The organism is Amycolatopsis echigonensis (assembly GCF_014174495.1).
In the GTDB taxonomy this organism is placed as follows: domain Bacteria; phylum Actinomycetota; class Actinomycetes; order Mycobacteriales; family Pseudonocardiaceae; genus Amycolatopsis; species Amycolatopsis echigonensis.
Genome location: NZ_JACJHR010000029.1, coordinates 1 through 19398, shown reverse-complemented (window position 1 = coordinate 19398; position 19398 = coordinate 1). Strand labels below are relative to the sequence as shown.

General features: G+C 69.9%; 13 protein-coding genes and 1 pseudogene. All 14 read left to right on the top strand.

Going from position 1 to position 19398, the window contains the following annotated elements; translation table 11 throughout:
* Positions 1-15 precede the first annotated feature (15 nt).
* Positions 16-1491: an amidohydrolase family protein gene (locus H5411_RS20885; RefSeq protein ID WP_183124749.1), complete on the top strand. Its 1476-nt coding sequence runs from the start codon at positions 16-18 to the stop codon at positions 1489-1491.
* Complete coding sequence (locus H5411_RS20880; RefSeq protein ID WP_220817230.1) at positions 1488-2645, top strand: M20 family metallopeptidase; 1158 nt, start codon at positions 1488-1490, stop codon at positions 2643-2645. The genes H5411_RS20885 and H5411_RS20880 overlap by 4 nt, the downstream gene beginning before the upstream one ends.
* Positions 2646-2692: 47 nt before the next feature.
* Complete coding sequence (locus tag H5411_RS20875) at positions 2693-3571, top strand: GNAT family N-acetyltransferase (RefSeq protein WP_183124802.1); 879 nt, start codon at positions 2693-2695, stop codon at positions 3569-3571.
* Positions 3568-4674 carry an o-succinylbenzoate synthase gene (gene menC / locus H5411_RS20870; RefSeq protein WP_183124748.1) on the top strand — a complete coding sequence of 369 codons (1107 nt, stop codon included), beginning with the start codon at positions 3568-3570 and terminating at the stop codon, positions 4672-4674. The genes H5411_RS20875 and menC overlap by 4 nt, the downstream gene beginning before the upstream one ends.
* A gap of 77 nt (positions 4675-4751) precedes the next feature.
* Positions 4752-6404, top strand: coding sequence for a PucR family transcriptional regulator (locus H5411_RS20865; RefSeq protein ID WP_183124747.1), 1653 nt, complete (start codon positions 4752-4754; stop codon positions 6402-6404).
* Positions 6405-6579: 175 nt separating this feature from the next.
* Entirely contained in the window at positions 6580-7467 is an 888-nt protein-coding gene (locus H5411_RS20860) for a serine hydrolase (protein WP_183124746.1), read from the top strand.
* Between the two features lie 119 nt (positions 7468-7586).
* On the top strand, positions 7587-8978 hold the full coding sequence (locus tag H5411_RS20855; RefSeq protein WP_183124745.1) for a serine hydrolase domain-containing protein: 1392 nt from the start codon (positions 7587-7589) through the stop codon (positions 8976-8978).
* Positions 8975-9868 (top strand): serine hydrolase, encoded by an 894-nt coding sequence (locus H5411_RS20850; RefSeq protein ID WP_183124744.1) that lies wholly within the window; start codon positions 8975-8977, stop codon positions 9866-9868. Before H5411_RS20855 ends, H5411_RS20850 begins: the two co-directional genes overlap by 4 nt.
* Before the next feature lie 10 nt (positions 9869-9878).
* A complete protein-coding gene (locus H5411_RS20845) occupies positions 9879-11477 on the top strand; it encodes an ABC transporter substrate-binding protein (protein WP_183124743.1) in 1599 nt (532 codons plus the stop codon).
* Positions 11478-11485: 8 nt separating this feature from the next.
* Complete coding sequence (locus tag H5411_RS20840) at positions 11486-12466, top strand: ABC transporter permease (RefSeq protein ID WP_183124801.1); 981 nt, start codon at positions 11486-11488, stop codon at positions 12464-12466.
* A 1-nt stretch (position 12467) separates the two neighbouring features.
* Positions 12468-14375 (top strand): dipeptide/oligopeptide/nickel ABC transporter permease/ATP-binding protein, encoded by a 1908-nt coding sequence (locus tag H5411_RS20835; RefSeq protein WP_183124742.1) that lies wholly within the window; start codon positions 12468-12470, stop codon positions 14373-14375.
* Positions 14372-15343: an ABC transporter ATP-binding protein gene (locus H5411_RS20830; RefSeq protein WP_101437695.1), complete on the top strand. Its 972-nt coding sequence runs from the start codon at positions 14372-14374 to the stop codon at positions 15341-15343. Before H5411_RS20835 ends, H5411_RS20830 begins: the two co-directional genes overlap by 4 nt.
* Positions 15340-18648 carry a serine hydrolase gene (locus H5411_RS20825; protein ID WP_183124741.1) on the top strand — a complete coding sequence of 1103 codons (3309 nt, stop codon included), beginning with the start codon at positions 15340-15342 and terminating at the stop codon, positions 18646-18648. The genes H5411_RS20830 and H5411_RS20825 overlap by 4 nt, the downstream gene beginning before the upstream one ends.
* A 460-nt stretch (positions 18649-19108) precedes the next feature.
* Positions 19109-19398, top strand: a pseudogene (locus H5411_RS20820) (esterase); the annotation flags it as partial.

The window sequence follows — 19398 nt, the reverse complement described above, 5'->3', positions numbered from 1 at the left end:
GGCGAGGAGGCAAGCATGCGGACACTGCTGCGTGGCGGTCGCGTCATCGACCCGGCTACGGGCTTCGACGGCACAGCTGACGTGCTGGTATCCGACGGCGAAGTGATCGCGGTCGGACCAGGACTGCCGAGTGCGGACGACCAGGTAGAGATCGACGTCGCCGGGTACATCGTCGGGCCGGGGTTCATCGATCTGCACAGCCACGTGCACACGATCGCCGGTCAGCGGCTGCAGGCGATGGACGGAGTCACGACGGCCCTCGACCTCGAGGCCGGGTTGATGCCGGTCGAACGGGCTTACGCCGAGGCCGCCGCGGCCGGGCGTCCGCTGCACTACGGCTTCTCGGCCTCGTGGGGTTCCGCGCGGGCGAAGGTGCTCGCCGGCATCGAACCGGACGCGAACATCAACACCGGACTCTCCGTGCTCGGCAATCCGGCCTGGCAGCGGTCCTCGTCGAAGACCGAGCTGGCCGCCTGGCTGTCCCTTGTGGAGGGTGAGCTGGCGGCCGGTGCGCTCGGCGTCGGCGTGCTGCTCGGATACGCGCCGGCCAGCGATCCGGCCGAGTTCCTGGCTCTGGCGAAGCTCGCCAAGCAGGCCGAAGCGCCGACGTACACGCACGTCCGCGAGCTGGTCGAGGTCGATCCGGGCACGCCGGCCGACGGGTCCGAGGAGATCGCGATCGTCGCGGCCGAGACCGGCGCGGCGATGCACCACTGCCACGTCAACAGCACCTCCGGCCGGCACATCGACCGCGTGCTCGCCGCGCTGGAGTCGGGCCGTGCCGCGGGGTCGCGGGTGACCGTCGAGGCCTATCCGTACGGCGCGGGCAGCACCGCGGTCGGCGCGGCTTTCATCTCGCCGGAGCGGCTGAAGATGAAGGGCCTCAACCCGACGCGGGTGATCCTGCTGGAGACCGGCGAGCGGATCGCGGACGAGGGCCGGTTGCTGCAGGTCCGCGCCGAGACGCCGGGTGCGCCCTGCATCCTGGAGTTCCTCGACGAGGAAGACCCGGCCGACCGCACCCTGCTGCACCAGGCGCTGGCCTTCCCGGACTCGATCGTCGCGAGCGACGCGATGCCGGTGTACTGGCAAAACGGGGCCAACGAATCCACCGAGTGGCCTTTGCCGCCTGGTGGTGCCACCCATCCGCGCACGGCGGGCACGTTCTCGAAGTCGCTGCGGCTGATGGTGCGCGAGGCCGGTGTTTGGACCTGGTTGGAAGCGTTCCGGCGCTGCTCCTATCTCCCGGCGCGGGTGCTCGACGAGGTCGCGCCCGGTGCGCGGACGAAGGGCCGGTTGAACGTCGGTGCGGACGCGGACATCGTCGTCCTCGATCCGGCCACGATCACTGACACCGCAACGTATTTCGACGCGACCCGGCCCGCGGTCGGCGTCCGGCACCTGTTCGTCGCGGGCACTCCGGTGGTGCGCGACGGGCAGCTGCTCACCGACGCGTTCCCCGGCCAGCCGCTGCGGGGTGAGCCGCGATGACCGAGTTCGCTGTGGACGCTCTGCTCGCCGACATCGAAACGCTGGTGCGCTGCGAATCTCCGTCCTCCGACCTCGACGCGGTCGCGCACAGCGCGGACGTGCTGACCGGTGTCGGCAAGGCGTTGCTCGGCGTGGAGCCGGAACGCATTGTCCTGGATGGACGGACGCACCTGCGCTGGCGGTTCGGTGCCGGTCCGCCGCGGGTACTGCTGCTCGGCCATCACGACACGGTCTGGCCGATGGGTTCGCTGGAGACGCATCCGTTTTCCGTGCAAGACGGCGTCTTGCGCGGGCCGGGCTGCTTCGACATGAAGACCGGCGTTGTCATGGCCTTGCATGTCGCGGCCTCCCTGCCCGACCGAAGTGGACTGTCCATTTTGGTCACCGGGGACGAGGAGCTGGGCTCGCCGTCGTCGCGGGGGCTGATCGAGGAAGAGGCGCGAGGCTGCGCGGCGGCGTTCGTGCTGGAGGCTTCGGCGGATGGCGGAGCGATCAAGACCCGGCGCAAAGGCGTTTCCCACTACCGGATCGAGGTGACCGGACGCGCCTCGCATGCCGGGCTCGAACCGGAGAAGGGGATCAACGCCGGCATCGAGATCGCACATCAGGTCCTCGCGGTCGCCGCGCTCGCCGATCCGGAACGGGGCACCAGCGTCGTGCCGACGGTGCTTTCGGCTGGCACCACGGTCAACACCGTGCCCGCCGCGGCCGCGGTTGAGGTCGACGTGCGGGTGTGGGACGAGGAAGAACAGCTTCGCGTCGATCGTGAGGTCCGTGCGTTGCGACCGGTGCTCACCGACGCACAGGTCCGGGTCAGCGGCGGGATCAACCGGCCGCCGCTGGACGCGGTCTCCTCGGCCGCGTTGTACGGGCTGGCCAAGGAACTGGCCGCGGAACTCGGGTTGCCGGAATTGACCGAGGCGGCTGTCGGCGGGGCTTCGGACGGCAATTACACCGCGGGTTTGGGCGTGCCGACGCTCGACGGTCTCGGTGCGGTCGGCGGCGGAGCGCACGCCGATCACGAACATGTCCTGGTCGAGGAATTGCCGCGGCGGACCGCGTTGCTGGCCGCTTTGGTGGAGAACGTGCTGACGAAGGGGAGTCCGTCGGTTCCGACGAATCCGGCGGGCGATTCTGGTCGAGCACGACGGTGACGTCGGCGGGGAAGCCGGGAAAGGATCATCCCGTGACGAATCTTGCGATGAACACGGAAAGACCCGTCGCGGCGGAAACGTGCGACGAGGCGGTCGCGGCCGCGCGGGCGGCGGCCGCCGCGTCGGGGGTCGAAGTCCGGGAAATCACCGAGATCGCGGAAATGACCGCGGTCGGAGTGCTGTTCGAGACGATCTGGCGGTCCGCGCCAGGCGCCCGGCCGGTCAACACGGAACTGCTGCGCGCGCTGTCGTCGGCGGGGAATTACGTGGCGGGCGCGTTTGCCGACGGAGAAATGCTTGGTGCGTGCGTCGGCTTTTTCGGCACTCCCGGAAAAGGCAGCCTGCACAGTCACATCGCGGGGGTTTCGAAGGCCGGCGCGGGGCGCGGGATCGGGTATGCGCTCAAATTGCACCAGCGCGGCTGGGCGCTGGCACAGGACGTCTCGGCGATCAAGTGGACGTTCGATCCGCTGGTGCGCCGCAACGCCTATTTCAACCTCGGCAAACTCGGCGCGCTCCCGGTGCGTTATCTCCGGGATTTCTACGGGCCGATGACCGACGGCATCAACGGTTCGGGCGACACCGACCGGCTGCTGGTGTCGTGGGAACTGGCCAGTCCGTCGGTGCGGACCGCCGCGTTCGGCGAGCCGATCCGCACCGACGCGAAGGCTTTGCTCGACCAAGGCGCGGCAGTGGCCCTCGAAGTGGCCGCGGACGGCGGTCCGGTCGCCGGTTCCGCGGACGGCCCGGTGGTGCTCGTCGCCGTCCCGCCCGACATCGAAGGCTTGCGCACCACCGACCCCAGCCGGGCGGATGCGTGGCGGTCAGCGCTGCGCGAATCGCTCGGCGGATTGATGGCCGCGGGCGGCCGGGTGACCGGCTTCGACCGAGCCGGCTTTTACGTGATCTCCAAGGAGGAGCAGTGAAACTCAGCGGTGTGGAACTGCGCCGGGTGCAGATGCCGCTCGTCGCCCCGTTCCGGACTTCGTTCGGCACCCAGTCCGTCCGCGAGCTTTTGCTGCTGCGCGCGGTCACGCCGGCCGGCGAGGGCTGGGGCGAATGCGTGACGATGGCCGGGCCGCTGTACTCGTCGGAGTACAACGACGGCGCGGAACACGTGCTGCGGCACTACCTGATCCCGGCGCTGCTGGCCGCGGAGGACGTGACCGCGGCGAAGGTCACGCCGCTGCTGGCGAAGTTCAAGGGCCACCGGATGGCCAAGGGCGCGCTGGAGATGGCGGTGCTCGACGCCGAACTTCGCGCGCACGAGCGGTCGTTCGCCGCCGAACTCGGATCGGTGCGCGATTTCGTGCCGTGCGGCGTTTCGGTCGGGATCATGGACACCATCCCGCAGCTGCTCGACGTCGTGGGCGGCTACCTCGACGAGGGCTACGTGCGGATCAAGCTGAAGATCGAACCCGGCTGGGACGTCGAGCCGGTGCGCGCGGTCCGCGAACGCTTCGGGGACGACGTGCTGCTGCAGGTCGACGCGAACACCGCCTACACCCTCGGCGACGCGCCGCAGCTGGCCCGGCTCGACCCGTTCGGCCTGCTGCTGATCGAGCAGCCGCTGGAAGAGGAGGACGTGCACGGGCACGCCGAACTGGCCCGCCGGATCCAGACGCCGATCTGCCTCGACGAGTCGATCGTGTCGGCGCGCGCGGCGGCGGACGCGATCAAACTGGGCGCGGTCCAGATCGTGAACATCAAACCGGGCCGCGTCGGCGGCTACCTGGAAGCGCGGCGGGTGCACGACGTGTGCGCGGCGCACGGGATCCCGGTGTGGTGCGGCGGGATGATCGAGACCGGCCTCGGCCGGGCGGCGAACGTCGCGCTGGCCTCGCTGCCGAACTTCACCCTGCCCGGCGACACCTCGGCCTCGGACCGGTTCTACCGGACCGACATCACCGAACCGTTCGTCCTGGACGGCGGGCACCTGCCGGTGCCGACCGGACCGGGCCTCGGCGTGGCCCCGATTCCGGAGCTGCTGGACGAGGTGACCACGGCAAAGGTGTGGATCGGTTCGTAGCCCGCTACGAATTCCGGAGGTAGATTTGGTCGAATCGGACCAGCCGGTCCGCACGAGGCCGGATCTACCTTCGGGGGGTGCTGACACCGGTGCCGAGCAAGCCGCACACGAGTCTGGGACGCGTCCTCGAAGCGCTCGGGGACGTGCTCCTCGAACCGGTCGCCGTCGGCCGCGACACGCGACGGCAGCTCGGCGGCGTGGTGATCCACGATCCGCACGACGACGCGGAGTTCCCGGCGCAGGCGGTGGTCCTCGGCGTCGGAGTGCGCGAATCCGACGAGATCGTGCAATTGATGCACACCGTCGCCGCGCGTGGGGCGACCGCGCTGGTCGTGCGGTCGCCGGTCGCCGCCTCGACGGAACTCGTGCGGGCGGCTCATTCCTCCGGCGTCGCGCTGCTCGGGCTGGCCAGCGGCGCGTCGTGGGCACAGCTGGCCGCCATGCTCCGCACGCTGTTAGCCGAGGGCGACGTCGGCGATGTTTCCCCGCAGACGCTCGGCGGGATGCCGTCCGGCGATCTTTTCGCGCTCGCCAACGCCATCGCCGCGCTGCTGGACGCACCGGTCACCATCGAGGACCGCAACTCGCGGGTGCTCGCGTTCTCCGGCCGCCAGGACGAAGCCGACCCCTCGCGGGTCGAGACGATCCTCGGCCGCCAGGTGCCCGAACGGTTCACGCGCGAGCTCGAGAAGGACGGCGTTTTCGAGCGGCTGTACCGGGACCAGGGCCCGGTTTATGTCTACCCGGGACAGGGCTACGACGAGAAAATCGCTGTGCCGCGCGTGGCGGTCGCGGTGCGCGCCGGGGACGAGGTGCTCGGGTCGATTTGGGCCGCTGTCGACCAAGAGCTCAGCGAAGAACGAACCGCGGCCTTGGTCGACGCCTCGAAAATCGTTGCGCTGCATATGCTTCGGCTCCGCGCGGGGGCCGACGTCGAACGACGGCTGCGGGCTGACCTGGTCAGCACCGCGCTCGAAGGCGGCTCCGGCGCGCAGGAAGCCATCGCTCGCCTCGGGTTGCTGGGACAGCCCACCATCGTGCTCGCCATGGGTTTGCTGGAGGCACCCGACGACGACCTCCGGCTGGTCACGGAACGCCAGCGGGTCGCCGACGCGTTCGCCATGCACCTCAGCGCGGTTCAGCCCCGCTCGGCGGTGGCGCTGGTCGGCGACGTCGCGTACGGCATCGTCCCGATGCCCGGGAACCACGGCGACTGCCGCGAACGCTCGGTGCGCGTCGCGTCGACCTTCCTGGAACGCACTGGCCGCCGGGTCGCCGCGGCGATCGGCATCGGCCCGCTGGCGCTCGACGGATCCGGGCTGCGCGCGTCCCGGGACGGAGCCGACCGGGCGTTGCGCGTGCTGCTCACCAACGGCGGCTCGAAGCGGGTGATCACCTCCGAGGACGCGCACATCGAGGCGTTGATGCTGGAGCTGGCCGATCTTTCCGCGGCTCGCGGCGACGTGGCGACCGGGCCGATCGCGCGGCTGCTGGAATACGACACCAAACATCAGTCCCAGCTGGTGCACACGTTGCGGTGCTGGCTCGATTCGTTCGGGGACATCAGTGCGGCTTCGGCGGCGGCGTACGTGCATCCGAGCACGTTCCGGTACCGGTTGCGCCGGCTCGCCGAAGTCGGCGGAATCGACCTCGACGACCCGGGCGACCGGTTCGCGGCGATGGTGCAATTGCATCTGCTGCCGCGCATCGAGAAACCGGAAGAGGTCTGATCCCGTCTTGCTCTCCTGACGGGAAACGCGGGGCGACCTTCCTGCCATCGCACCAACCCCAGGCCCCGCCCAGCCAAGGACAATGGAAACCGGCAGGCCGGAACAGCGAGGTTTCCCGGTCGCGGCAAGAACTTCCTGCCTGCTCCCTGGAAAGTCCACAGTAGACAGGAGGGTCATGGCCACCGCATCCGAAACGATCGCCCGCCGCGCCGAGGAGGTCGGCGTCGAGGTCCGGCTGCACGCCGCCGAGGTCGACGGCACTCGCAGTCTCGGCATCGGCGAGGACGTCCCGGTCGTCCCCGCGTCGGTGTTCAAGGTCCCGATCGCGCTGGAGCTGGCCCGCCAGGCCGCCGAAGGAAAGCTCGATCTCGGCACCCGTGTCGCCGTCAAGCCCGGGCATCCGACGCCGAGTCCGTACGGCCTCGCCACCTTCCGCCACGAAGTCCTGATGTCGTGGCACGACTTGGCGATTCTGATGATGGGAATCAGCGACAACGTCGCCACCGATCTGATTCTCGCCGAGGTCGGCAAGGACGCGGTGAATGACACGTTGCGGCGCCTCGGATTCACGCAAACCGTCGTGCCCCAAGACTGCGGCGAACTGCTGGCCACCATCGGCGAAGATCTCGGAATCTCTTACGAGGACGACGAACGGGCACTCGCCGAACTGACTTACGAACAGGTTTCCGGGTTGCGTGCGCTGCAACCGGAAAAGTCCTGCCGCACCACCGCCGCCGAAATGACCCGCTTGCTGGGACTGATCTGGCGTGACGAAGCGGCCGACCCGGGGGCGTGCGCGGACGTTCGCCGCTGGATGGAACTGCAGGTCTGGCCGCATCGCCTGCGTTCCGGATTCCCGGACGACGCGATCCGCACCAGCGGCAAAACCGGCACTCTGCCCGCCGTGCGCAACGAGGTCGGCGTGGTCGAGTACCCGGATGGCGGCCGGTACTCGGTCGCCGTGTTCACCCGCGCCGAGGATTCCCGTTCCCGGGTGCCCGAGCGCGACGCGTTCATCGGTTTCGCCGCGGCGACCGCAGTGGAGTCGCTGCGCACGGCGTGATTCGTCGGAGCGGAGGAACTTTCCCCGCGCTCTCCTCGGTCCGGACGAACAAGTGACGTACGCCACCGCCCTAGCATTTCCGAAACGCCGGTCCACCATCCCCCGGACAGAAGGTGCACATGTCGAAAATTTCCGAAATCGAGACCTGGCTTCAGGAGAATTTCGCCGCTCTGCTCGCCAAGCATCAGGTCCCCGGAGCCGCCATCGCGGTGCTCGCCGACGGCGAGGTGATCGACCACGCGGCGGGCGTCGTCAACTTGGGCACCGGCGTGGAGTCCACTGTGGACTCGGTGTTCCAGATCGGGTCGATCACCAAGGTGTGGACGACCACGCTGGCCATGCAACTGGTCGACGAGGGCAAGCTCGACCTCGACCGGCCGGTGCGCGACTACCTGCCGGAGTTCGCGCTCGGCGACGACGAGTCCGCGGCGGCGATCACCGTCCGCCAGCTGACCTGTCACACCGCCGGTTTCGAGGGCGACATCTTCACCGACACCGGACCCGGCGACGACTGCGTGGAGAAGCTCGTCGCGACGCTGTCCGACGTGCCGCAGCTTTTCCCGCCGGGCGAGCGCTTCTCCTACAACAACGCCGGTTACTGCGTGCTCGGCCGTGTCATCGAGGTGCTGCGCGGCAAGTGCTGGGACGATTGCGTGCGCGACCACCTCTTCGCGCCGCTCGGCCTGACCCACGCGGCGTCCGGTCCGTACGACGCCATCCGCTACCGCGCCGCGATCGGCCACGTCTCGCCGAAGCCGGGCGAGGATCCGGTGCCCGCGCCGGTCTGGGCGCTCACCCGCTCGAACTCGCCGGCCGGTTCGACGCTCGCGATGCGCCCGCGCGACCTGCTGACGTTCGTCCGGATGCACCTGAACGACGGCAAGGCCGACGACGGCGCCCAGGTCGTGCTGCCGGAGTCGCTGCTCGCGATGCGCGAACCCCAGGTGGAGGTGCCGTCCCTCGGCATCATGTCGTCCCACTGGGGTCTCGGCTGGATGCTCTTCGACTGGGACGGCGGCAAGGTGATCGGCCACGACGGCGGCACCATCGGCCAGTCCGCGTTCCTGCGCGTGGTGCCCGGGCGCGGGGTGGCGGTCGCGCTGCTGACCAACGGCGGCAATCCGATCCACGTGTACCACGAGATCTACACCAAGCTGCTGGACGAACTCGCCGGCGTGACGGTCCCGCCGCTGCCTGAGCCGAACCCCGCCGCCGCGCCGGCCGAGCTGTCCCGGTACGTGGGCGAGTACTCGTCGATGGTCGCCGACACGGTCGTCGTCGAAGAGGACGGCAAGCTCTGGATGACGCGTACCCCGAAGGGGATCTTCGCCGAACTCAGCAGCGCGCCTCCGACGAGGGAAGAACTGCTGCCCTGCCAGGGCGACACGTTCGTCGCCAAAACCGAGCAGCTTCCCGGTGTCTACCTGGCACACGCGTTCGTCGGCGACGACGGGAACGGTCGCGCCCAGTTCCTCCACACCGGACGCGCGGACCGGCGGGTCTCCCAGTGAGCGGGATCCGCGAACAGATCGAAGCTGTCTTCGCCGACGCTGGCGCGGAAGGATTCCTGCACGCCAGGGAAATCGGCGTGCCGGGCCCCGAAGTGTCGGCCGGCGGAGACGATCCGGTCGTCCTCGCGTCGGTGTTCAAGATCCCGGTGGCGCTCGCCTATGCCCGCGAGGTCGCCGCCGGACGGCTGGACGACACTGAACGGACCTTGGTGACCGCGCGGTACCGGATCGGCGGCATCGGCACCGCGGGCTGCGCCGACGACGTCGAGATGAGCTGGCGCGACCTCGCGCACTTCATGCTCACGATGAGCGACAACGCCGCGACCGACGTGCTCTACCACCGGCTCGGCCAGGAAACGATCGACCGGGTGCTGGCCGGCCTCGGGCTCGCCCGCACCCGGCTGATCGGCTGCTGCGAGGACCTGTTCGCGTCCGTCGTCTCCGATCTCGGCGGCACCCCGGAGTCCGATCTCGAAGCGCTGCTGGGCGAAGCGACTCCGGAGCAGCTGGACAAACTTTCGGTCCGGGATCCGGAACGCACCACGTCGTCGACGCCGCGCGAGATCACCGCGTTGCTCGACGCGATCTGGACCGACCGGGCGGGCGAACCCGAAGCCTGCGAACGGGTCCGCACGATCATGGCGCAGCAGATCTGGCCGCACCGGCTGTCGTCGGGCTTCCCGTCCGGCGTTCGGGTCGCGGCGAAAACCGGGACGCTGCCCGGAATCCGCAACGAAGCAGGCGTGGTGACCTTGGGGGACGGCCGTCGGTTCGCGGTCGCGGTGTTCACTCGCGCGCACTCTCTCGAAGACCGCCTTCCCGCGGTCGACGCGTCCATCGGCGCCGCCGCCCGGCTGGCTGTCGACCACCTCCACAGCGTGACCCCGTAGGAGAAATCCCATGAAAACTGCCCGGCTCACCGCCGCGATGGCGGGCGTGGTGGCCTTGACCGTGAGCGCGTGCGGGGGATCAGCGCAATCCGGGACGGACCGGACCGCGAACCAGAAACTGGTCGACGGCAAGACTTTCACCTATGCCATCCCGACCGATCCGGGAACGCTCGACCCCGCGATCACCGTGCTCTCGGTCGCCCGCAACCTCGACGGGTTCCTCTACGACAGCCTGATCAATCTCGACTCCAAGGGGCAGCCGGAGGCGGCGCTCGCGGAGAAGTGGGAAGCCACCACGACCACCGCGTCCTTCACCCTGCGCAAGGGCATCACCTGCGCCGACGGGAGTCCGCTGACCGCGTCCGACGTGGCGGCGAACATCAACTACGTCGGCGACCCGGCGAACAAATCCCCGCTCGCCGGCGTCACGGTGACGACGGGCACGAAGGCGGTCGGCGACACCGCGGCGGGGACCGTCAAGATCACCAGCGGGTCTCCGGACGCGTTCCTGCTCCGCAACCTCTCCGGACTGCCGATCGTCTGCGCCAAGGGGCTGGCCGACCGGAAGACGCTCGCCAAGGGCGAAAACGGCACCGGCATGTTCACCATGTCCGAGATCGTCCCGAACGACCACTACACGCTGACCCGGCGCAAGGACTACACGTGGGGCGCCGGCCAGTTCGACTCGAAGCAGAAAGGGCTGCCGGACAAGGTCACCATCCGGGTCATCCCGAACATGACGACGTCGTCGAACCTGCTGCTGTCCGGCGAGGTCAACGCCGCGTCGATCAACGGGCAGGACCAGCAGCGGCTGCGGGCGCAGCGGCTGTTCCACTCCGACATGGTCGCCCCGTTGGGCGAGCTGTTCTTCAACCAGGCGCCCGGCCGGGTCGGCGCCGATCAGGCGGTGCGCCGCGCGCTGGTGCAGGCGGTCGACCTTCCGCAGGTCGCGAAGGTGCTGACCCGGGACGGCAGCGCGCCGGTCAAGGGCATGGTCACCATCGAACCGCGGCCGTGCGACGGCGATTCGGTCACCGGGAAGATCCCCGGCTTCGACGTCGCCGCGGCCAAGGCGGCGCTCGACGCCGCGGGCTGGAAACCGGGACCGGACGGCATCCGCGTGAAGGACGGGAAGCGGCTCGCGCTGACGGCGGTTTACGGCACGCAGGTCGGTCCGACGATGGCCCCGGGCGCGGAGTTGATGCAGCAGGGCTGGAAGAGCGTCGGAGTCGACGTCACGCTCAAGGGCGTCGACAGCCCGGGGCTCAGCCAGCTGCTGTTCGCCACCGGCGAGTGGGACATCTCGATGGCGCCGCTCGGTCTCACCCTGCCCAGCCAGCTGGTGCCGTTCGTCTCTGGCGGGCAGCCGCCGCAGGGCACGAACTTCGCGCACATCAAGAACCCGCAGTATGAAGCGCTGGTCGCCAAGGCGGCCTCGCAGGCCGGGGAAGCGGGATGTGCGGACTGGACGGCCGCCGAGTCGGCGCTGTTCGAGAAGCAGGATGTGGTGCAGTTCGCGAACTCGGTGGTCCCGACCTACGGCAACAACGCGAAGTTCGAGATCGTCAACGGCTACCTCAAGCCGACGACCATCCGGATGTACGCCTGATGACGGGAATGACGGGCACTGTCGCCGTCGCGGGCCCGAAGGTCAGTCCCTGGCTGGCCTTCGGCGCCCGCCGCCTCGGGCGGTTCGTGGTGTCGCTGTGGGTGCTGGTGACCATGGCGTTCCTGATGATCCAGCTGATCCCGGGCGATCCGGTGCGCGCGGCGCTCGGGCTGACCGCACCGATCGAGCTGGTCAACGCCCGGCGGGCCGCGCTGGGGCTGGACCATCCGCTGTGGCAGCAGTACCTCGACTACTTCGGCGGGCTTTTCCGCGGTGATTTCGGCACGTCGATGCTGAGCGGGCAGCCGGTCAGCGACGTCATCTCGGACCGGCTGCCAGCGACGCTGCAGCTGGCGCTGCCCGCGTTCGTGGTGGTGATCGGGCTCGCGATCCCGCTCGGCCTGACGTTCGCCGTGCTGACCCGCGGCGGCCGGCGGCGCGGAGCCGAGCTGGGGTTCACCTCGACCACCGTGCTGCTCGCCGCGATCCCGGAGTTCCTGGTCGCGGTGGCGCTGGTGGCGTTCTTCGCGGTGCAGCTCGGCTGGTTCCCGGTGGCCGGACACGACGGCGCGGGTTCGCTCGTGCTGCCGGTCATCGCGCTGGCGCTGGGCCCGACCTCGACACTGTCGCGGATCGTCCGCGTGGAGACGCTTTCCGTGCTGGGCAACGATTTCGTCCGCACCGCGCGGGCGAAACGGCTGCCCGCCCGGCTGGTCTACCTGCGCCACGCGCTGCCCAACGCGCTGACCGCGACGCTGACGCTCGGCGGGTTGATGCTCACCAGCCTCGTCGCGGGAACCGTGCTGGTGGAGAACGTGTTCTCCTGGCCGGGCCTCGGCTCGACGATCTCGCAGTCGATTCTTCAGAAGGACTACCCGCTGGTGCAGGGCATCGTGCTCGTCTACGGCATCGGCGTGCTGCTGGTGAACCTCATCGTGGACCTGCTGCTGGCGGTCCTCGATCCGCGTTCGACGATCCGGGAGAACTGAGATGGCGAAACGGCGCGGACACCAGTGGCTGGCCGCCCTGCGCACCCCGCTCGGCGCGTTCGCGGCCGCCATGCTCGTGCTGGTGGTCGCGGTCGCGGTGCTGGGCCCGATTCTGTGGCAGGACGCGGCTTCGGCGGTCGACACCAACGCGATCAGCCAGGGCCCGTCGGCGGAGCATCTGGTCGGCACCGACGAACTGGGCCGCGACATCTTCTACCGCGTGCTCGTGGCGACCCGGCTTTCGGTCATGCTGGCGCTGATCGCCGCGGCGCTCGGCGTCGCGACCGGCCTGGTGCTCGGCATGCTGCCCGCGGTACTGCCGCGGCCGCTCGGCAGGCTGCTGACGGCGGCGGTGAACATCGCGGTCGCGTTCCCCGGGCTGCTGCTGGTGTTGTTCTTCGCGGTGATTTTCGGCGTGGGCACGCGAGGCGCGGTGATGGCGATCGGATTCGCGCTGGCCCCGCAGTTCGCCCGGCTGACGCAGACGCTGTCGGCCTCGGTGGCCGGGCGGGACTTCGTGTCCGCCGCCCGGGTCGCCGGAGTGGGCCGGATCCGGTTGCTGTTCCGGCACATCCTGCCGAACATCGGCGAGCCGCTGGCGATCAACGCGACGATCGGCGCGGGCGGTGCGCTGCTGGCGTTCTCCGGGCTGTCGTTCCTCGGGATCGGCGTGCAGGCCCCTGAGTACGACTGGGGCCGGCTGCTCAACGAAGGCCTCAACGGCATTTACGTCAACCCGGCGGCGGCGCTCGCGCCCGGCGTCGCGGTGGTCCTCGCGGGGCTCGCGTTCAATCTGTTCGGTGAGACCGTCGCCGGAGTGATCGGCGTGCGGACGCGGTTGCCGCGACTCGCTCCCCGGGTCCTGTGCAAGTCCAAAGTGGATTCTTCACCTGCGGACGACGCCGTGCTGGTGGTCGAGAATCTGGAAGTCGCCTTCCCCCGGCCGACCGGCTGGACGGTTCCGGTGCGCGGCGTGAGCTTCACCGTGCGGGCGGGCGAGGCGATCGGGGTCGTCGGCGAATCCGGTTCGGGCAAGAGCTTGACCGGGCTCGCGGTGTCGCGGCTGATCGAAGCGCCCGGCTCGGTGACCGCGGACCGGCTGGACTTCGCCGGGACTCCCGTGCTCACGACGCCGGAGCGCGAACTGCGGACGCTGCTCGGGACGTCGCTGGCGATGGTGTTCCAGGACCCGATGACGTCGTTCAACCCGACCCGGCGGATCGGCCGCCAGCTCGCCGAGGTTTCCGAACAGCACCACGGGCTTTCCCGGGCCAAGGCGTTCGAGAGGGCGGTCGACCGGCTGCGCGCGGTCCGCATCCCGGCCGCGGAACGGCGGGCGAAGCAGTACCCGCACGAGTTTTCCGGCGGCATGCGGCAGCGCGCGATGATCGGCATGGGCCTGATGGGCGACCCGCGGCTGATCATCGCCGACGAACCGACGACCGCGCTGGACGTGACCGTGCAACGGCAATTGCTGCGGTTGCTGGCCCAGACCCGGGCCGAACGGGACACCGCGATCATCCTGATCAGCCACGACATCGCGGTCGTTTCTCAGACGTGCGAACGGATTCTGGTGATGTACGCCGGACGGATCGTGGAGGATCTGCCCGCCGCCGGACCGGACCTCGCGCCGCGGCATCCGTACACGCGGGCGCTGCTGGCCACGACGCTCGACCTGGAAACGGACCCGGACGCGCCGCTCGCGGTGATCCCCGGCCGCCCTCCGGAGCCGGACCAGATGCCGTCCGGCTGCGCGTTCGCGAGCCGGTGCCCGGTGGCGACCGACCGGTGCCGCGAGGAAGACCCGGAACTGACCGTGCTCGCGCCGGAACACCGGGTGGCGTGCTGGCACCCGGATGCGGCACTGTCGGAAGCAGTCGGCGCGACCGCCGCCGGAGGTGCGGAATGAGCGAACTGGTTTTCGATTCGGTCAGCGTCCGGTACGGCGGACGGCGCGGGCTCACCGCGGTGGACGGCGTTTCGCTGACCGTCCCGGCGGGCAAGGTCGTCGGCCTGGTCGGCGAATCCGGCTCGGGCAAGTCGACGCTCGCCCGGGCGGCCGTCGGATTGTCGCCGGTGAGCGCGGGACGAGTGCTGCTCGGCGGCGTGGACGTGCGGAAACTGCCGCGCCGACGCCCGCTGCAGATGGTGTTCCAGGATCCGTATTCCTCGCTCAACCCGCGGATGACCATCGGCGAGTCGATCGCCGAAGCCATGCCGCGCGGGACGGACCGCCGAGCCGAGGTGGCCCGGCTGCTGGAACTGGTCAACCTCGATCCCGAACGGGCCACGCACCTGCCGGGGCAGCTGTCCGGCGGGCAACGGCAACGCGTCGCGCTCGCCCGGGCGCTCGCGGGCCGGCCGGAGGCGCTGATCGCCGACGAGATCACCTCCGCGCTCGACGTTTCGGTGCAGGGCGCGGTGCTCAACCTCGTGCGGTCCGTGCAACGGCAGTTCGACCTGTCGATGTTGTTCATCTCGCACAACCTCGCCGTGATCCGCTACCTCAGCGATTTCGTCGCGGTGATGTACCTCGGCCGGATCGTGGAAGCGGGACCGGCCGCACAGGTGCTCACCGATCCGCAGCATCCCTACACCCGTGACCTGCTCGACGCCGCTCCCTCGGCGCACAAGCCGCTGTTCGACCTCGACCCCGGCGCGACCGCGGACGCGGAACCGCCGGACCCGCACCATCCGCCGGCCGGATGCCGGTACCACCCGCGCTGCCCGGTCGGCCCGCTCGTGCGGAGCGACCGCGAGATCTGCCTCCGGGCCGATCCGGCCGAGGACGCCGCGCCCCGGAAGCACGCCGCGGCCTGCCACTTCTCCGAATCAGAGGGCCACGAGCCCGCGATCTCCCAAGGAGCCAGCGTATGACCCGCCGTCTCGGCATCGATGACCTGTACGACCTCGCCGCGCCCAGCCAGCCCGCGCTCTCGCCGGACGGCAGCCGGATCGTCTACGTACTCCGGACCGCGGACCGGGAGGAGGACCGGAACGTCGACGCGCTGTGGACGGTCGGCGTCTCCTCCGGCGAGGCTCGCCAGCTCACGCGCGGAAACGCCGACACCGCGCCAAAATGGGCTCCGGACGGTTCCCGGCTCGCCTTCCTGCGCGCCCAGGACGGCCCGCCGCAGGTCTGGGTCCTCCCGGCGGACGGCGGCGAAGCCGAGCAGCTCACCAAGCTTCCGCTCGGCGCGGGAGCACCGGTGTGGAGCCCGGACGGCAGCAAGATCGCGTTCTCCGCGGCGGTCGACCTCGCCGCGATTGTCGAAGAGCCGCCGGCGAACAAGCCGATCGTCGCCGAGCGGCTGGACTACAAGTCCGACGGTTCCGGCTTGCTGAAGACTCTCCGCAGCCACGTGCACGTCCTCGACGTCGCCACCGGCGAAGTCCAGCAGCGCACCTTCGGCGATTGGCACGCGGGTCAACCTGCCTGGTCGCCCGACGGCACGCACGTGGCGTTCACCGCCGCGCTGGACGACGACGCCGATCTCACCCTCCGGTCCGCCGCCTACGTCCTCGACGTCACCGAGCGGAACGCCGAACCGCGGCTGGTCGGCACCGACCAAGGCATGGCGGGCTCGGCCGGCTGGACCAAGGACGGCAAGGCGCTGCTGGTGGTCGGCCGCACCGACACCGCCACCGGCCACCTCGGCCTGCTGCGGGTTCCGCTGGACGGCGGAGAGACGGTCGACCTGGCCGCCAGCCTCGACCGCAACGTGATGCCCGGCGGCCCCGGCTACCCGGGCGCGCTGCCGCAGCTGACCGCGGCGGGCGACGTCGTGCTGTTCGCGATCCGCGACCGCGGCTGCACTCATCTGTACGAAGTGGACCTTGCCGGTGGCGAACCGCGTGCGGTGCTGACCGGCGACGGCAACGTGGTGTCCGGAGTGGACTTGGTCGGCGACCAGGCCGCGATTGTGCTGGCTACCGCCGATTCCTTCGGCGAGATCGCCGTCCTGGACCGCGCCACCGGGTCGGTCGACGTGCGCACGAAGCACGGCGAGACAGTGTCCGAAGTGGAATTGTTCACCCGCGAATCGCGCGAATTCACCATCAGCGACGGCACGGTCGTGCAGGGCTGGCTCATCCGGGACCCCGAACGCACTGGCGCGCAGCCGTTGCTGATCGACATCCACGGCGGTCCGCACAACGCCTGGAACGGTGCCGCGGACGCGATTCACCTGTACCACCAGACCCTTGCCGCCCGCGGCTGGGCAGTGCTGCTGATCAACCCGCGCGCCAGCGACGGTTACGGGGAAGCGTTCTACACCGCGGCGATCGGCGCGTGGGGCCACGCGGACGCGCCGGACTTCCTCGAACCGATCGACCAGCTCGTCGCCGAGGGCCTCGCCGACCCCGACCGGCTCGCCGTCACCGGGTACAGCTACGGCGGCTACATGACCTGCTACCTGACCAGCCGCGACGACCGGTTCGCCGCCGCGGTCGCCGGTGGGGTGGTCAGCGACCTGACCAGCCTGGCCGGCACGTCCGACGGCGGGCATTTCATGGCAGTCAACGAATTCGCCGGGCTCTCGTGGGGCAAGTACGAGAAGTCGTCGCCGCACGCGCAGGTCGAGCAGGTCCGCACGCCGACGCTGATCCTGCAGGGCGGCGAAGACGTCCGGTGCCCGGTGGGCCAGGCCGAGCAGTGGTTCACCGCGCTGCGCGAGCGCGACGTGCCGTCCCGGCTGGTGCTGTACCCAGGCGGCGCGCATCTGTTCATTTTGGACGGTCCGCCGTCGCACCGCGCCGACTACAACCAGCGCGTGGTCGACTGGGTCGAGCAGTACGCGGGCTCGCGAGTGCCGATCGACGCCGCGCACTGGAGCCGACGGCTGGCGGAACTGGCGCGCAAGCACGACGTTCCCGGTGCGTCGCTGGGAATCCTGCGCGTCGACACCGGCGAGGAGGTATTCGCGACCCACGGCGTGCTGAGCAAGACGACCGGCGTCGAGGTCACCGAGGACTCGCTGTTCCAGATCGGCTCGATCTCCAAGGTGTGGACGTCGACCGTGGTGATGCAGCTCGTCGACGAGGGCCTGCTCGACCTCGACGCGCCGATCATCGACGTGCTGCCCGAACTGCGCCTGTCCGATCCGGAGGTGGCCAAGCGCGTCACCATGCGGCATCTGCTGACGCACACCAGCGGCATCGACGGCGACATTTTCACCGACACCGGCCGCGGCGACGATTGCGTCGAGAAGTTCGTGGATCTGCTCGAGGACGCCGCGCAAAACCATCCTCTCGGCGCGACTTTCTCCTACTGCAACTCGGGTTTCGTCCTGATGGGCCGGGTGATCGAGAAGCTGACCGGGAAGACCTGGGACGCCGCGCTGCGGGACAAGCTGTACGCTCCGCTTGGCCTCACGCACACTGTCACGCTGCCGGAGGAAGCGCTGCTGTTCCGCGCCGCCGTCGGACATGTCGACGCGGACGGCGGGGACCCGACTCCGGCTCCGGTCTGGCAGCTGCCCCGCTCGGCCGGGCCGGCCGGGCTGATCACCGCGCGTGCCGCGGACGTCCTCGCCTTCGCCCGCCTGCACCTCACCGGCGGCCTGACCGCGGACGGCACGCGGATCCTGTCGGCGGAATCGGCCGCGGCCATGGCGGAAAAGCAGGCCGACGTCCCGGACAAACACACCCTCGGCGATTCGTGGGGCCTCGGCTGGATCCGCGACGAGTGGGGCGGCCGCCGCGTCATCGGCCACGACGGCAACACGATCGGCCAGTCGGCGTTCCTGCGCTTGCTGCCGGACGCGGGCCTCGCCGTCACGCTGCTGACGAACGGCGGACACGTGCGCGACTTGTATGTCGAGCTGTACCGGGAGATTTTCGCCGAACTCGCCGACGTCGCCATGCCGCGTCCGCTTGAACCCCCGGCCACGCCGGTCACCGTGGACGCGAGCCGGCACCTGGGCGTGTACGAACGGGCTGGCGCGCACATCGAGGTGGTGGAGCGCGAGGGCGGCTTGCGCCTGATCCACACGACGACCGGAGCGCTGGCGGAGCTGATGCCGGAGAAGTCTCAGGAACTCGACCTGGAGGCGGTCTCGAACACGCTGTTCGTGTGCCGCATGCCGGGCGGCCAGTTCTGGACGCCGGTGCTGTTCTACACCTTGCCGACGGGCGAGCCGTACCTGCACTTCGGCGCGCGGGCGACGCCCAAGGTGGCCTGAGGCTCGAGGGGCTGGGCTTCGCGGCCCAGCCCCTTAGCCGGTCAGCCCTTGCGACGGGCAGAAAACGCACGAGCAGCGGGGGAGAGCGAACCAGGGCGCGAACCCCCGGTTCGTGGTGGCGCTACCGCTCCACACATAGGTGCCGTCACCGGGCTCAGCCCCACCGCGGTGCGACGCCACTCTGAGTGCATGGACTCGTGGGTGTCCCGCTGATCGGGAGCCGCTCCCACAATTCGGCCCCTGCCGCCGAATGGCCCAGCTTCCTAGGCGAAACGCCTGCGCACCGAGAGCAATCCGTGATCACACCCGAACGCCGCGTATCGGCGGCGTCAGTTTCTACCCTGGTCATCGGATTAATCGGGCACACTCACTCATTCGGCTTAACAACTTCGCTATCTTGGTCTCCGTGGTGAACGCAAAGTCACGCTCCGCTCAGCGGGCGAGCCGTCGGCTGGGTGCCGTGGCGGTTGCCACCATCCTGGGGGCGGGGCTCGCCGGGGCCTACGTCGGCCTGCAGCGGACCGCTCAGGCCGAGACCGCCAAACCGGTGCCGAACCTCGCCGTCGCCCGGGGCACCGGCGGCAACGCGGGCAACGCCAGCGGCACGGTCAGCGGCGGTCCGGGCGGCACCGGCGCCACGGCGTCCGCGCAGGCGTCCGCACTGCCCGATCACCCGACCCCGTTCAGCGTCAAACTGTCCTCAAAGGACATTCCGGAGAAGGACGGCGGCGTTCGCACCGGCGGGGGCAG

What these genes read in the sequence shown, in the direction of transcription:
- H5411_RS20860 (WP_183124746.1), top strand. Translation starts at nt 6,580, where the DNA reads ATGGCCACCGCATCCGAAACGATCGCCCGCCGCGCCGAGGAGGTCGGC.
- H5411_RS20830 (WP_101437695.1), top strand. Translation starts at nt 14,372, where the DNA reads ATGAGCGAACTGGTTTTCGATTCGGTCAGCGTCCGGTACGGCGGACGG.
- H5411_RS20880 (WP_220817230.1), top strand. Translation starts at nt 1,488, where the DNA reads ATGACCGAGTTCGCTGTGGACGCTCTGCTCGCCGACATCGAAACGCTG.
- H5411_RS20825 (WP_183124741.1), top strand. Translation starts at nt 15,340, where the DNA reads ATGACCCGCCGTCTCGGCATCGATGACCTGTACGACCTCGCCGCGCCC.
- H5411_RS20845 (WP_183124743.1), top strand. Translation starts at nt 9,879, where the DNA reads ATGAAAACTGCCCGGCTCACCGCCGCGATGGCGGGCGTGGTGGCCTTG.
- H5411_RS20875 (WP_183124802.1), top strand. Translation starts at nt 2,693, where the DNA reads ATGAACACGGAAAGACCCGTCGCGGCGGAAACGTGCGACGAGGCGGTC.
- H5411_RS20885 (WP_183124749.1), top strand. Translation starts at nt 16, where the DNA reads ATGCGGACACTGCTGCGTGGCGGTCGCGTCATCGACCCGGCTACGGGC.
- H5411_RS20855 (WP_183124745.1), top strand. Translation starts at nt 7,587, where the DNA reads ATGTCGAAAATTTCCGAAATCGAGACCTGGCTTCAGGAGAATTTCGCC.
- H5411_RS20835 (WP_183124742.1), top strand. Translation starts at nt 12,468, where the DNA reads ATGGCGAAACGGCGCGGACACCAGTGGCTGGCCGCCCTGCGCACCCCG.
- H5411_RS20840 (WP_183124801.1), top strand. Translation starts at nt 11,486, where the DNA reads ATGACGGGCACTGTCGCCGTCGCGGGCCCGAAGGTCAGTCCCTGGCTG.